Raw genomic sequence first — 12,459 nt, forward strand, 5'->3', positions numbered from 1 at the left:
TGCCGTGGAGAAGCGTTGCTGCGTCGGCCTCCTCGGCCGTCCACGAGGTAAGCTGCTTCTGCCCCTCGGGCGCTGGACGAGATCGTCGAGCGCGCGTCCGATCGGGCGTGCTCAGGAGTGGGATCGGGCGAATCGGCTGATGTCGGTGGCCGGATGCACACTGACGCGGGGCGGAACGAGAGGCAGCACGTGGAATTCAGGATGGGTGAGCTCTTCTGCGGGCCGGGCGGCATGGCGCTGGGCGCGCACCGTGCGGCGCAGGAGCTCGGAATTGAGCTCCAGCACGCGTGGGCGAACGACTACGACGCCGACACGTGCGCGACCTACCGGTCGAACATCCCCGGCGCGACGGCTGAGTCCGTGATCCATGCCGACGTCCGTGTCCTCGAGACCGCTTCGCTCGCTCCGATCGACGGCTTCGCCTTCGGCTTCCCCTGCAACGACTTCAGCCGGGTGGGCGAGCGCAAGGGGATGATGGGGCGCTTCGGGCCGCTGTACAAGTACGGCGTGAACGTGCTGAACGAGCACTCCCCGTCCTGGTTCGTCGCTGAGAACGTCGGCGATCTGAAGGGGGCCAACGACGGCCACTCCTTCCGTCAGATCCTCCGCGAGCTGGAGCGGGCGGGGGACCAGGGCGGGTACGTCCTCACCCCCCACCTCTACAAGTTCGAGCAGTACGGGCTCCCGCAGCGCCGTCACCGCATCCTCATTGTCGGCATCCGGAAGGACCTCGACGTGCAGTTCCAGATCCCCGCCACGGAGCCGTACGCGCACATCGACAACTCGGCTGGCAATCGGCTCGAGAACCCTCCGATCGGGCCGCTCGTCACGCAGAACGAGCTGGCGAAGCAGAAGCCTTGGGTCATCGAGCGGCTCACGCACATCAAGCCCGGGCAGAGTGCTTTCACCGCAGAGCTGCCGGAGCACCTGCGCCTGAACGTCACCGGAGCGACGATCAGCCAGATCTACAAGCGGCTGGAGCGAGACAAGCCCTCGTACACCGTGACGGGCTCCGGTGGAGGGGGGACGCACGTCTACCACTGGGATGAGCCGCGCGCGCTGACCAACCGCGAGCGGGCCAGGCTGCAGACGTTCCCGGACGAGTACGAATTCGTCGGAGGCCGCGATAGCGTCCGTCGTCAGATCGGCATGGCGGTCCCCGTGGAGGGAGCCGAGGTCGTCTTCTCGTCCCTCTTCAAGTCCTTCCTCGGAATCGACTACGAGACGATGCAGACCAATCTCCCGCGCTCGGTGGCGAACGTGATCAGGACGCCAGCAGGCAGGTAGTGCGCGGGTGAGCAGGGGGAAGGCGCCGGAGTCCTGGGCGTCCTCCGATAGCGCTCGCCGCATGATGCGCGGCAATAAGCGAAAGGACACCGCGCCTGAGCTGGCTGTCCGCCGCCGGCTGCATGCTCTGGGGCTGCGCTATCGGGTCGACTACGGGCCTGTGCGCGGCCTCCGCAGGCGGGCGGACATCGTTTTCACCCGCCGCCGCATCGCAGTCTTCATCGACGGTTGCTTCTGGCATAGCTGTCCCCTCCACGCAACGCATCCGAAGCAGAATTCGCAGTACTGGTCGCCCAAGCTCGCCACGAATGTCGAGCGCGACCGGGACACCGACGCCCGGTTCCGCGGGGAGGGCTGGCAGGTGCTCCGGTACTGGGAGCACGAGGACCCGGACGCCATCGCAGCCGATATCGCCGCATGCTGGAATCGCAGCGCAACGCCGACTGCTGGAAGGAGCGGCCCTAGTTCAACTTGAACGTCGAGATCAGGACCTCGATCAGCTCCCGGGCGGTCCGCTCGTCGAGCTGGAAGGTCTGGCTGCTCTTGGGCCCGGAAGCGCGGTTGTCCGATCCGAATGTCGAGAGGTGGATGTACGGAGTGCCGTCCTCCGCCGTGATTGCCTGATAGGTGCAGTCGACCTCGGTCTGGTGGACAGTGACGCGTTGCGTGCCGGGGTGCAGAGACCTGATCCGTGCCATGGCGGAGACTTCTTCCTGATAGTGCTGAGCTCGACGTGATCAGGATGTCATCGAATACTCCAGTACCTTCTCCTCTTCGACCGAGTACTCGATCGGTGGCGACGCCCGGCGAGACCGTGTTGCAGCGCACTTTGACGCCCCACTCGCCCCCGTGTTACGTTCGCTCTCGGACATGTGACTGGTCGTGCAGGCAGGATCCGACGAAACGCGTATTGAGCGTCGTCGGGTCCTTTTTTTGTGCCCGGACGCCTCCTGACGCTCCGCCGGAGCACCGATGACGGTGCCGGAGGGGGGCGGGGACGGCGACGGACGGCCGGGCAGCACAGCGCAGGGAAGCGCGCGTCCCCACACACCCGGAGGAGTACCGATGAGTACCCAGGAGAGCGCGAAGGCGATCCTCGAGCACGTCGGCGGCGCCGCCAACGTGGCGAAGCTGCAGCACTGCTCGACCCGTCTGCGGTTCGCGCTGGCGGACGACGCGAAGGCCGACGTCGAGGCGTTGAAGGCGGTGCCCGGCGTGATCGGCGTCGTCACCGGCCCGCAGACGCAGGTCATCGTCGGCAGCGGCGTCAGCGAGATGTACGCGGCGGTCGAGAAGCTGCGCGGCGGCACCACCACGTCGACGGCGCAGGCGAAGCAGCCGCGCTCCCTCAAGCGCCTCGGCGCGACGATCATGGACTTCGTGGTCAGCGTGTTCACGCCGATCATCCCGGCCATCGCGGGCGCCGGCATCTTCAAGTCGTTCCTCGTCCTCGCCTCGGCGCTGGGCTGGCTCGACCCGGCCTCCGACGACTTCAAGCTGCTGTCCGCCATCCCGGACGCGGTGTTCGGCTTCCTGCCGCTGCTCGTCGCCTACACGAGCGCGAAGAAGCTCGACGTGAACCGGCCGCTCGCGCTCGGGCTCGTCGGCGTCCTGGTCTTCCCGGCGTTCACGACGCTGCTCAACCAGGAGGGCGGCGTCGCGCTCTTCGGCATCCCGGTGCCGGTCATCGCCTACAACGCGCAGGTGTTCCCGGCGATCCTGGCCGTGCTGCTGCTCTCGGTCGTCGAGCGCTTCTTCACGAAGCACTCGTGGGGCCCGATCCGCACGTTCTACGTGCCGCTGATGTGCCTGGTGATCGTCGCTCCGGCCACGATCTTCCTGCTCGGCCCTCTCGGCTACTGGCTCGGCTCGATGCTCACCGGCGCGATGATCGGCCTCTACGGGGCGCTCGGCTGGGTGGCCGTCGCGCTGCTGGCCGGCGTGCTTCCGCTGATCATCTCGGTCGGCATGCACAAGGCGTTCATCCCGCCGACCATCGCGACGATGGCCAGCGCGGGCAAGGACACCTTCTACCTCGCCTCCTCGCTCGCCCACAACGCGGCGGAGGCCGGCTCCAGCCTCGCGATCGCCCTGCGCACCAAGAGCGCGACCCTCCGCGCCACCGCCTTCTCGGGCGGCCTCTCGGCCCTCTTCGGGATCACCGAGCCGGCGCTCTACGGCGTCACGCTGCAGAACAAGCGCGCCCTGGTCTCCGTCATCACGGGCAGCGTGGTCGGAGGCGCCTACATCGGCGCCACCCAGGTCGCCGCGTTCGCGCTGGTCAGCCCCGGCGTCGCGAGCATCTCGATGTTCATCGACGGGCTGAACCCCTGGAACCTGCTCAACGCCGTGATCGGCCTGCTGATCTCGGTCGCCGTCTCGTTCGTCGTCTCCTTCGTCATCTGGCGCGACGACGCCTCCGCCAGCGTCCAGGCGCTCGGCGACGTGGCGGCCGCCGCCGGGAGCCCGCTCGCGCTGCAGGCGCCGCTCACCGGCTCCGTCATCCCCCTCTCGGAGGTGCCGGACCCCGTGTTCTCGGCCGGCGTGCTCGGCGAGGGGCTGGCGATCCGCCCCACCGACGGAGCCGTCCGGGCGCCGTTCGCGGGCGAGGTCATCGCGCTGCTCTCCTCCCGCCACGCCGTGGGGCTGCGCCGCGCGGACGGCGTCGAGGTGCTCATCCACGTCGGCATCGACACGGTGCAGCTGGACGGCGCGCCGTTCGAGGCGCACGTCGCGGTCGGCGACCGGGTCGAGGCCGGGCAGCTGCTCCTCACCGCCGACCTGGCCGCGATCACCGCGGCCGGCTACGACACCACGACCCCGGTGCTCGTGACCAACTCCGCCGAGTACACCGTGCTCGTCGAGGCCGCCGAGCGGATCATCGCCGGCGACCGGATCATGACCGTGACGCAGAGAGAGAAGGAGCTCGCCGATGGCGCTTCCTGACGGATTCCGATGGGGCGGCGCCCTCGCCGCCAACCAGGTCGAGGGCGCGTGGCGCGAGGGCGGGCGCGGCCCGGCGGTCAGCGACGTCGCCTCCTACAAGCCGAAGGCGGACCCGAAGGAGTACGCGATCCACCACCGCAACACGGTGGAGAGCATCACGGCGGCGATGTCCGACGACGACACCGAGTACTACCCCAAGCGCCGCGGCATCGACTTCTACCACCGCTACCCCGGCGACCTCGCGCTGTTCGCCGAGATGGGCTTCACCACCCTTCGCGTCTCGATCGCCTGGACCCGCCTCTACCCGACGGGGGAGGAGGCGGAGCCGCTCGAGGAGGGCGTCGCCTACTACCTCGCCCTCTTCACCGAGATGCGGCGCCTCGGGATCGAGCCGCTGGTCACGCTCTCGCACTACGACCCGCCGCTCGCGCTCGCGTTGAAGCACAACGGCTGGGTCGACCGCCGCACGATCGAGCTGTTCGAGCGCTTCGCCCGCACCTGCTTCGAGCGATTCGGCCACCTCGTCGACATGTGGCTGACGTTCAACGAGATCGACGGCATCATCCGCCACCCGTTCACCTCGGGCGGGATCATCGAGGGCAGCGTGGAGCAGGCCTGCTACACGGCTCTGCACCACCAGTTCGTCGCCTCCGCCTCGGTCACGAGGACGCTGAAGGAGCTGTGGCCCGAGTCGCGGATGGGCTGCATGCTCACGATGCTGACCACCTACCCCAACACCTGCCACCCCGACGACGTCGCGGCGACGCAGGCGAAGGAGCGGATGCTCTACCTCTGCACCGACGTCCAGGCGGGCGGCGCCTACCCGCGCCTGGCGCTGCGGGCGCTCGAGAGCCGCGGGGTCGAGATCCCGTTCGAGGCGGGCGACGTCGAGCTGCTGCGCGAGCACCCGGTCGACTTCATCTCGTTCAGCTACTACATGTCGATGACGGAGTCCGTGCGCCCCGACGCCGAGCGCACCCCCGGCAACACGGTCCTCGGCGTCAAGAACCCGTTCCTCGAGTCGAGCGAGTGGGGCTGGCAGATCGACCCCGTCGGGCTGCGGATCTCGCTGATCGACCTCTACGACCGCTACGGCAAGCCGCTGTTCATCGTCGAGAACGGGCTCGGGATGCGCGACGAGCTGACCGAGGACGGCCGGGTCCACGACCCGTACCGGATCGACTACTTCCGCGCGCACTTCGAGCAGATGATCCAGGCGGTGGACGAGGGCGTGGAGCTGCTCGGCTACGTGAGCTGGGCACCGATCGACCTGATCAGCGCCTCCAGCTCGCAGATCTCGAAGCGCTACGGGTTCGTCTTCGTCGACATGGACGACCTCGGCCACGGCAGCACCGAGCGCTACCGGAAGGACTCGTTCTTCTGGTACCAGAAGGTCATCGCCTCCAACGGCGCGGATCTGGGATGATCCTCCTCTGCCCGGAGACGCCGTCCGGCTCTCCGGGCAGAGGCCCCGCCACCCCCACCCCAGCCCTGACGCGGCAGTCGACGGAGACACGCATGCAGACCATCAAGAAGGTGCTCAACTCGAGCGTCGTCCTCGTCGTCGACGAGCGCGGCGTCGAGCGCGTGCTCCTGGGCAGGGGGATCGGCTTCGGAGCGAAGGCCGGCGAGGCGATCGAGCCCTCGAGCGTTGACCAGGTGTTCGTGGCGCTGGACGACTCGGATCAGCGCAACCTCGTCGAGCTCCTGGCCCAGATCCCGCCGGAGTTCGTCGAGCTCACCCGCGCGGTCGTCGCCGACGCGGAGGAGCAGGGGCTGAAGCTCGACCCGCACGTGTACCTCGCGCTCACCGACCACCTGCACTTCGCGGTGGAGCGGCAGCGGCGCGGGCTCTCGGTCACCAACCGGCTGGCCTGGGAGATGCGGACGGTCTACCCCGTGCAGTACGCGGTGGGGGAGCGGGCGGTCGAGCGGATGCGCGAGCGCCTGGACGTGGAGCTGCACGCCGACGAGGCCGCGAACGTCGCCTTCCACCTCGCCAACGCGGAGCTCGGCAAGGTCGGGATCGACTCGCTCCGGATCGTGCAGCTCATCCGCTCGGTGACCGCGATCATCCAGCACTCCAGCGGAGCCGCGCTCGACCGCGACGACCTCCGCTCCGCCCGCTTCGTGGCGCACCTGCAGTACTTCGCCGAGCGCTTCTTCTCGGGCGGCCTGCTCGAGAGCGAGGACGACTTCCTCTTCACCAGCCTCAGCGCCCGCTACCCGCGCGCGATCGCCTCCGCCGAGCGCGTGCGCTCCTTCGTGGCGGCCGAGTACCAGGCCGCCCTGCCCAACGAGGAGGTCGCCTTCCTGGCCCTCCACATCGCGCGCGCCGCTCCGGAGTAGCGCGCTGACCCCGGAGAACCGCATGCACCGCACCACCTCCGCCCGCCCGACGACGCCCGCGAGCGCGCGCCCGTGACCGGCACGATCCACCTCGTCCGCCACGCCGAGACCCTCTTCAACGTCGCCGGCCAGCTGCAGGGCTGGTGCGACTCGCCGCTGACCGAGCGCGGCGAGCGCCAGGCGGCGGCCCTCGGCGAGCGGATGCGCGGCGTGCCGCTCGTCGCGGCGTTCACGAGCGACCTCACCCGCACCCGCACCACGGCGGCGGCGGCGCTCGCCGGGCACCCGTCGCTCGAGGCCGAGCCGATGGTCGAGCTCCGCGAGTGGCACTTCGGCGCCTTCGAGGGGCAGCCGAACGCCTCGCTCTGGGAGCCGGTGTTCGCCGATCACGGCTACTCCTACGTGCCCTCCTCCGCCGACTGGCCGCGGATGACCGACGCCGGTCTCGACTCGGTGCTCGACGCGATCCACCGCCACGACCCCTCCGGCCGGGCCGACAGCGGTGCCACCGTGCGCGCCCGCGTGGAGGCCGCGATCGCGCGGTTCGCGCCGGCGGCGGAGCACGGGGACGTGCTGGTCGTGACGCACGGAGCGGTGCTCGGGAGCATCCTCCGTGCGCTCGACCCCGCGCACCGGCCGCAGCGGGGCTACCCGAACTGCGCGGTCGTGTCGGTGACGGACGGCGTCATCGGCGAGGTCGACGGGAGCTGCGCGACGGCCTGACCCCGCCCCTCCTCCTCCACGGACGCCCCTGTGCGCTCCGGTCGCCGACCGGACGAGCACGGGGGCGTCCGTCGTGCTCGGGACGCAGGCGGCCCGCACCCCGGACGCAGGCGGCCCGCACCCGGGCCGCCCCCGGACCTGCACGCGCGGCCGCCTCGGGACCTGCACGTCCGGTGATCCGGGACCTGCACTTTCGGCCACCTCGGCGCTGTACCGAAGTACAGGAGCCCGTCGCGAGAGCGTCCGTAGCGTCTGAGGAGTCAAGAGAAACGACTTCGAGGAGATGACATGCGAGGGCTTCAGCTCAGCGGCGTGAGCCGTGCATTCGGCGGCCACCGGGTCCTGCACGACGTGGACCTGTCCGTGGGCCGCGGCGAGATCGTCGGCTTCATCGGCGGCAACGGCGCCGGCAAGACCACGACGATGCGGCTGATCCTGGGCCTGCTCACCCCCGACACGGGGACCATCACCTGGGACGGCGCGCCGATCACCGCCGAGGACCGCCGCTCGATCGGCTACATGCCGGAGGAGCGCGGCCTCTACCCGCAGATGCGGGTCCGCGAGCAGGTGATCCACTTCGCTCTGCTCGAGGGGCACGACGCCCGGGGAGCCCGTGAGACCGCCGAGGAGGTGATCGACGCGCTGGGCCTGGCCGAGCGGGCCGACACCCTGGTGCAGGACCTCTCGCTCGGCAACCAGCAGCGCGTGCAGCTGGCCGTGTCCCTGGTGGGCGATCCGTCGCTCCTGGTGCTGGACGAGCCCTTCTCGGGGCTCGACCCGGTCGCCGTGGAGACGATGGCCGGCCTGATCCGGCAGCAGTCCGCCCGCGGCGTCGGCGTGCTCTTCTCCTCCCACCAGCTCGACCTGGTCGAGCGCCTCTGCGACACCGTGTGCGTGCTCGACTCCGGCCGCGTGACCGCGAGCGGAGCGGTGGCCGAGCTGCAGGACGACGGCCGCAGCCGCTGGCAGCTGCAGTTCTCCCGCCCTCTGGACGACCTGCTCGTCGCCGAGCTCGGCGTCACACCGGGACTGTCGGCCGAGCCGGTCCCCGGTGAGCCGGAGTCGCTGCTCGTCTCGATCGAGGGCAGCGGCGGGGACGTCCCCGAGCAGGTGCTCGCGACCCTCACCCGCCACGGCGGCCTCCGGAGCATCCGCACCGCGCAGCGCTCGCTGACCGAGCTGCTGTCCGAGCGGCTCACCGCCGCCTCCACCCCTGCGGCCGAGCGCCGCCTCGAGATCCAAGGAGCAGGACGATGACCACCACGCACCCCCGCGCCGCCCACGCCCGGACCGCCGAGAGCTCCGCTCCTCCGACGCCGGCCCGGGGAGCCGCGACGATCGTCCGCCGCGAGATCCTGACCCGCACCGGGAACCGCACGATCCTCACCGCGACCCTCGCGCTGGCCGCGATCGCCGGCCTCGGCGCCGGGATCGGCGGCTGGTTCCTGGTCGACGCGACGAGGGAGGCGGGGACCGTGGTCCTCGACACCCGGATCCTGTTCGCGACCGCGATGATCAGCGCCCTGCTCGCCGCGATGGTCTACTCCTCGTCGAGTCTGGCCTCGGGGGTGGTCGAGGAGAAGTCGTCCCGGATCGTCGAGATCCTGCTGACGAAGATCGGCGTCGCCCCGCTGCTCGCCGGGAAGATGATCGGCGTCGGCCTGGTGACCCTGGCCCAGCTGCTCGTGATCGGCGGCGCCGTCGTCGGCGGGTTCAGCGTGGTCGGCGGGTGGTCGGTCCTCGAGATCGAGCTCGGCCCGAGCCTGGTCTGGTTCCTCGTCTGGTTCCTGCAGGGCTACGTGCTCTTCGCGCTCCTCAGCACCCTGCTCGCCTCGACCGTGTCGAGGCAGGAGGACCTGGGCACCGCCGCCATGCCGCTCTCCGTCGTGCAGATGGCGCTGCTGATCATCGCGCTCTACGTGGTGCCGGCGAACCTCGACGAGGCCTGGGTGCACGCGCTCTCCTTCGTCCCCCTCTTCTCCTCCTACCTGATGCCGATGCGCTTCGGCCTCGACTCGGTCGGCACCCCCGAGATGGTGATCGCCGCCGTCGTCGCCGCGATCACGGTGCCGCTGCTGTTCCGCCTGGTCGTCCGCGTCTACCGCAACAACGCGCTCCGCACCGGCTCCCGCGTCTCGCTCCGCGCCTCCCTCAAGGCCGCCGACGCCTCCTAGGCCCGGCTCCCGATATCCACCACCACCACCCCTCGGAAGGACACCACCATGACCACCTCGCGCACCGCCTCGACCCGCCCCTCGCCCCTCAAGAAGCTGCTCGTCAACACCGCCCTCCTCGTCGGGGGAGCGGGCGGCGCCTACCTCGTCGTCACCTACCTCTTCTGATCCGCTCGACCGACCGAAGGACACGATCGTGACTCTCCTCGCGACTCCCGGGCTCCGCCCCGCGACCCCCGGGCACCGCCCCGCGGATCCGGCGGCCCTCCGGGCGGCGGCCTCGACCGAGCGGCTGCTCGGCGGCGGACGCCACCGCGTCGCCGCGATCGACCGCCCCGCCTTCGCCGGCCGGAACGCGTCGTGGACGATGACCCTCGACGACGGCGCCCGCGTCTTCGTCAAGCACGTCTCGCCCCGGACGGCGGGCCCCGCGGCCTTCCGCCGCTCCAGGGACTTCGCCGGCTTCGCCGCCCGGAGCCCCGAGCACGCCCCGGCCGGACCCCGCCTGCTGGCGGCCGACGAGGACGACTCCCTGCTGGTGTTCGAGCACTGCCCCGGCACCAGCCTGGCCCTTCTGCTCGTGGAGGAGCGCGTCCCCGCGGACTTCCCCGAACAGGCCGGCCGGCTCCTGGCCCGGCTGCACGCCGGCCCGGTGGCGGGCCTCACCGCGACCTCGCACCCCAGCCCTCCCGTCGAGATGCTGCGCGTCGGCATCCCGCACACCCGCTACGTCGCCCTCACCCTCGCCGAGCTCGCCTTCTGGGGCGACCTGCAGCACGACGAGCAGCTCGTCTCGGCCACGGAGGATCTCCGCGAGTGGGAGAGCGGCAACCGCACGGCCCCGATCCACGGCGACCTCCGCCTCGACCAGTTCCACCTCCGCGACGGGCGCCTCCAGCTGCTCGACTGGGAGGAGTTCGGGATCGGGGATCCGGCCCGCGACCTCGGCACGCTGGCGGGGGAGTGGATCCACCGCGCGGTGCTCGACACCGTGACCACCCGGGAGGGCGCCTCCGCTCCTCCCCTCGCCTTCGACACCGCGGCCGCGGACGCCCGCATCGCGGAGCGGATGGCGGCACTGGTCCCGAGGATCCGGCGGATGTGGCTCGCCTACGCCGCCGAGACCGCCGGCGCGGACGACGCCCTCGCCGTCCGCGCCACCGCCCACCTGGGCTGGCACCTCGTCGACCGCACCCTCGCCCGGGCCTCGATGGTCTCCCGCCTCCCCGGGATCGAGCGGGCCGCCGCCGGCATCGGCCGCCGCGTCCTGCTCGCCCCCTCCGCCTACTCCACCGCCCTCGGATTCGACAGGAGCCCGCGATGACCGCCCTCACCACCCGCTCCGTCCTCGACGAGGCCGTGATCAGCGTCGACGCCGCCCGGCTGCGGGCCGAGGTCGACGGGACCGTGATCGAGGCCACCGGGCCGATCGAGCTGCGGGCCCGACTCGCCGCCACCCTCTACACCCACCTGCACCTCCGGAACCCGCTGCTCGGCGAGACCGCCGGAGGCGACGGCCAGGACCTCGCCCCCCGGCTGATCGACGCGATCCCGCACCGCACGGTCCTGCAGCCCGCTCCCTCCGGGGTGCTCGGCTCCGCCACCGTGCAGGGGGAGGAGCGCCGGGTCGTCGAGCTGGGCCGCGTCCGGGTCCTCGTGCCCGAGGTCGATCTCGTCCGCTCCGCCGACGGGGCCGTCGCCGGCGTCCGGCTGCCGAGCTGGCGCACCCGCACCACTCCCGGCTACCTCCTCGCCCTCGGCCCGATGGGACTCGATCCCGCCGACCGGGTCGTGCGCCTCTCGCTCGTCGCCGACTCGGCGGAGGACGCGCTCGCCCTGTGGGGCCCGCTCCTGGAGGCGCTCGCCGCCTCCGGAGCCCGCCACCAGGCCAAGGCGCTCTCGGACCCGCGGGCCTTCCCCCGCTCCGACGCCCTCGTCGTCTACCTGCCCGCCGACTCCGCCGACGACGTCGCCCGGAGTATCACTCCGCTGCTCGATGCCCGGCCCTCGCCCCGCACCGCCGTCTCGGCCTTCGCCGAGAGGCTCGCCGACGGCCTCGCCTACGCCGAGGACCCGGCCGACGAGCGCTCCTCCTACCGCGGACTGAGCTTCGGCCAGCACCGCTCCCGCGTCCTCGCCGAAGCGCTCCTGCGCTCCTCGGCCGAGACGATCCCCGCCGCCGACGCCTGGGCCGACGCCGCCCGCGCCGCGCGCATCGACCCGGACCGCCCGGGACTCACCGCCCGCTAGGGCCCCACGAACCTCCCCTCGATCCCGAGGGGACAACCACCTCAGCCCGAGGTACTCCACGAAAGGGACACATCATGACCACCATCTCCACCGACGCCCAGTCCGCCGACCTCACCGCCCTCGCGGGAGCGCACGACACCTTCGCCACCGTCGACGAGCTCGGCTCGGACGCCGCGACCGAGGCGCCCGCCACCACGCCCCTGTGCGTCGGCATCATCGTCGGCGCCACCCTCGGCGCGGGCTGCTGACCCGGCCCTCCTCCCGCCCGGGTGCTCCCGCAGCACCCGCTCCCCGGCCCTCCGGCCGGACCACCCGCACCACTCCCCGCACGACCCGGCGGATCCGCCGCCACCACTCATCCAAGGAGAACACCATGTCGACCATCACCGCCCAGACCGTCCAGTCCGCCGACCTCGCCGAGCTCGCCACCGCCCACGACACCTTCACCGCCGCCGACGAGATCGGCACCGACGCCGCCTCCGAGGCGCCCGCCACCACCCCGTTCTGCGCCGGCGTCATCATCGGCGTCACCCTCACCGCAGGGTGCTGACGGGCACGGGGCGACCGGTCCTCGACCGCGTCGCCCCGGCCCCTCCCGGGCGCGTGCCGTCCGCTCGCGCCGTCCGCCCGTTCCCGCCCGCCGGTTCCCGCCCGCCCTTTCCGCGGGCACGGTCCGCCCGTCCGCCGCCGTCCTCACCGCCGGCCGCGACCCGATCCGCCCTCCCGCCCG

Annotated in this window: 13 protein-coding genes; 12 read left to right on the plus strand and 1 reads right to left on the minus strand. The window is 71.6% G+C overall.

Going from position 1 to position 12,459, the window contains the following annotated elements; all coding sequences use genetic code 11:
- Positions 1-201 precede the first annotated feature (201 nt).
- A complete protein-coding gene (locus C5C53_RS01990) occupies positions 202-1,287 on the plus strand; it encodes a DNA cytosine methyltransferase (protein WP_258072202.1) in 1,086 nt (361 codons plus the stop codon).
- 7 nt (positions 1,288-1,294) lie between these two features.
- Positions 1,295-1,762, plus strand: coding sequence for a very short patch repair endonuclease (locus tag C5C53_RS01995; protein ID WP_258075350.1), 468 nt, complete (start codon positions 1,295-1,297; stop codon positions 1,760-1,762).
- On the opposite strand, the gene C5C53_RS02000 is transcribed toward C5C53_RS01995, so the two are convergent.
- Entirely contained in the window at positions 1,749-1,985 is a 237-nt protein-coding gene (locus tag C5C53_RS02000) for a hypothetical protein (protein WP_104266685.1), read from the minus strand. The two genes, C5C53_RS01995 and C5C53_RS02000, sit on opposite strands and share 14 nt — an antisense overlap.
- A 367-nt stretch (positions 1,986-2,352) precedes the next feature.
- On the opposite strand from C5C53_RS02000, the gene C5C53_RS02005 reads away from it, so the two are divergent.
- The 10 genes from C5C53_RS02005 (at position 2,353) to C5C53_RS16985 (ending at position 12,279) form a co-directional block, all read left to right on the plus strand.
- Positions 2,353-4,233 carry a beta-glucoside-specific PTS transporter subunit IIABC gene (locus tag C5C53_RS02005; RefSeq protein WP_104266686.1) on the plus strand — a complete coding sequence of 627 codons (1,881 nt, stop codon included), beginning with the start codon at positions 2,353-2,355 and terminating at the stop codon, positions 4,231-4,233.
- Entirely contained in the window at positions 4,220-5,659 is a 1,440-nt protein-coding gene (locus C5C53_RS02010; protein ID WP_104266687.1) for a glycoside hydrolase family 1 protein, read from the plus strand. The genes C5C53_RS02005 and C5C53_RS02010 overlap by 14 nt, the downstream gene beginning before the upstream one ends.
- 92 nt (positions 5,660-5,751) lie before the next feature.
- Positions 5,752-6,582, plus strand: a complete 831-nt coding sequence (locus tag C5C53_RS02015; RefSeq protein ID WP_104266688.1) for a PRD domain-containing protein — start codon at positions 5,752-5,754, stop codon at positions 6,580-6,582.
- Between the two features lie 72 nt (positions 6,583-6,654).
- Positions 6,655-7,305 carry a histidine phosphatase family protein gene (locus C5C53_RS02020; RefSeq protein ID WP_104266689.1) on the plus strand — a complete coding sequence of 217 codons (651 nt, stop codon included), beginning with the start codon at positions 6,655-6,657 and terminating at the stop codon, positions 7,303-7,305.
- Positions 7,306-7,617: 312 nt separating this feature from the next.
- On the plus strand, positions 7,618-8,562 hold the full coding sequence (locus tag C5C53_RS02025) for an ABC transporter ATP-binding protein (protein ID WP_258075351.1): 945 nt from the start codon (positions 7,618-7,620) through the stop codon (positions 8,560-8,562).
- The gene (locus tag C5C53_RS02030) at positions 8,559-9,479 is read left to right on the plus strand and encodes an ABC transporter permease (protein ID WP_104225127.1); all 921 of its coding nucleotides are present in this window, start codon (positions 8,559-8,561) and stop codon (positions 9,477-9,479) included. The genes C5C53_RS02025 and C5C53_RS02030 overlap by 4 nt, the downstream gene beginning before the upstream one ends.
- Before the next feature lie 196 nt (positions 9,480-9,675).
- Positions 9,676-10,803 (plus strand): class V lanthionine synthetase subunit LxmK, encoded by a 1,128-nt coding sequence (gene lxmK / locus C5C53_RS02035; RefSeq protein WP_258075352.1) that lies wholly within the window; start codon positions 9,676-9,678, stop codon positions 10,801-10,803.
- Positions 10,800-11,729, plus strand: a complete 930-nt coding sequence (locus C5C53_RS02040) for a T3SS effector HopA1 family protein (RefSeq protein WP_104266691.1) — start codon at positions 10,800-10,802, stop codon at positions 11,727-11,729. The genes lxmK and C5C53_RS02040 overlap by 4 nt, the downstream gene beginning before the upstream one ends.
- Before the next feature lie 74 nt (positions 11,730-11,803).
- Positions 11,804-11,977 (plus strand): hypothetical protein, encoded by a 174-nt coding sequence (locus tag C5C53_RS16980; protein WP_181027122.1) that lies wholly within the window; start codon positions 11,804-11,806, stop codon positions 11,975-11,977.
- A 125-nt stretch (positions 11,978-12,102) separates the two neighbouring features.
- Complete coding sequence (locus tag C5C53_RS16985; RefSeq protein ID WP_181027123.1) at positions 12,103-12,279, plus strand: hypothetical protein; 177 nt, start codon at positions 12,103-12,105, stop codon at positions 12,277-12,279.
- Positions 12,280-12,459: the final 180 nt, after the last annotated feature.

Source organism: Rathayibacter sp. AY1E3, assembly GCF_002932235.1.
In the GTDB taxonomy this organism is placed as follows: domain Bacteria; phylum Actinomycetota; class Actinomycetes; order Actinomycetales; family Microbacteriaceae; genus Rathayibacter.

Bases quoted from the DNA above. Each gene is read 5' to 3' on its own strand.
- C5C53_RS01990 (WP_258072202.1), top strand. From the start codon at position 202: ATGGGTGAGCTCTTCTGCGGGCCGGGCGGCATGGCGCTGGGCGCGCAC.
- C5C53_RS02000 (WP_104266685.1), bottom strand. From the start codon at position 1,985: ATGGCACGGATCAGGTCTCTGCACCCCGGCACGCAACGCGTCACTGTC.
- C5C53_RS02005 (WP_104266686.1), top strand. From the start codon at position 2,353: ATGAGTACCCAGGAGAGCGCGAAGGCGATCCTCGAGCACGTCGGCGGC.
- C5C53_RS02010 (WP_104266687.1), top strand. From the start codon at position 4,220: ATGGCGCTTCCTGACGGATTCCGATGGGGCGGCGCCCTCGCCGCCAAC.
- C5C53_RS02015 (WP_104266688.1), top strand. From the start codon at position 5,752: ATGCAGACCATCAAGAAGGTGCTCAACTCGAGCGTCGTCCTCGTCGTC.
- C5C53_RS02030 (WP_104225127.1), top strand. From the start codon at position 8,559: ATGACCACCACGCACCCCCGCGCCGCCCACGCCCGGACCGCCGAGAGC.
- C5C53_RS02040 (WP_104266691.1), top strand. From the start codon at position 10,800: ATGACCGCCCTCACCACCCGCTCCGTCCTCGACGAGGCCGTGATCAGC.
- C5C53_RS16980 (WP_181027122.1), top strand. From the start codon at position 11,804: ATGACCACCATCTCCACCGACGCCCAGTCCGCCGACCTCACCGCCCTC.
- C5C53_RS16985 (WP_181027123.1), top strand. From the start codon at position 12,103: ATGTCGACCATCACCGCCCAGACCGTCCAGTCCGCCGACCTCGCCGAG.